At 48.8% G+C, this 557-nt stretch carries 1 protein-coding gene; it reads left to right on the plus strand.

Translation table 11 applies throughout. The annotated features are described in order from the left end of the window. Positions 1 to 233 precede the first annotated feature (233 nt). Positions 234 to 437 carry a DUF262 domain-containing protein gene (locus tag IV91_RS0114890; protein ID WP_031599584.1) on the plus strand — a complete coding sequence of 68 codons (204 nt, stop codon included), beginning with the start codon at positions 234 to 236 and terminating at the stop codon, positions 435 to 437. Positions 438 to 557 lie beyond the last annotated feature (120 nt).

The raw sequence follows: 557 nt of genomic DNA on the forward strand, positions 1-557 counted from the left end.
CCAGCATCGGGGTAATCTTGCTACTCATACTAATTGGATGGCCCATCCTGATTGCTACTGGATTCTGGGTAATCTACAGGATCACCAAAGGTTGGTTGAGGTTATTCGACCGAAGGGCGATGTATGGTTAGAAAGTGTAAACAAATTACATTGATTTTTGGTTTGGTGAAATGACATAGTTTCACTGTATCAATTCGTTAGTTTTACTTTTCCAATACTGAAGGGAATATGCAATGACACCCACCAAAGCCGGCACAGCACATCTACTGACACTCCCCGAAATTGCCGCATGGCAGATCGCTTATCCGCCGGCTAAAGTTGGTCCCATCGTCGCGACTCTCCCAGCTCTGCAGCGAGGGGCCGTTTGGAAAGTAAAGCAAATCGAGGAGTTATGGGATTCCATCCTGCGCCGGTTTCCGATCGGTGCTTTCGTGTAAGCGGTAAGCCAGCGGCGTTGTATTCAGGGAGGATTGACCCCGGCATACTCCGATCATCAAGGATAGATGATCGGGAGGGGGTTACGAATGGCTGTGCTGGGTGAAACGATACAGATCGGA

The organism is Ferrovum myxofaciens (assembly GCF_000735045.1).
Taxonomy (GTDB): domain Bacteria; phylum Pseudomonadota; class Gammaproteobacteria; order Burkholderiales; family Ferrovaceae; genus Ferrovum; species Ferrovum myxofaciens.

Coding starts and splice junctions, on each gene's coding strand:
- IV91_RS0114890 (WP_031599584.1), top strand. CDS start 234: ATGACACCCACCAAAGCCGGCACAGCACATCTACTGACACTCCCCGAA.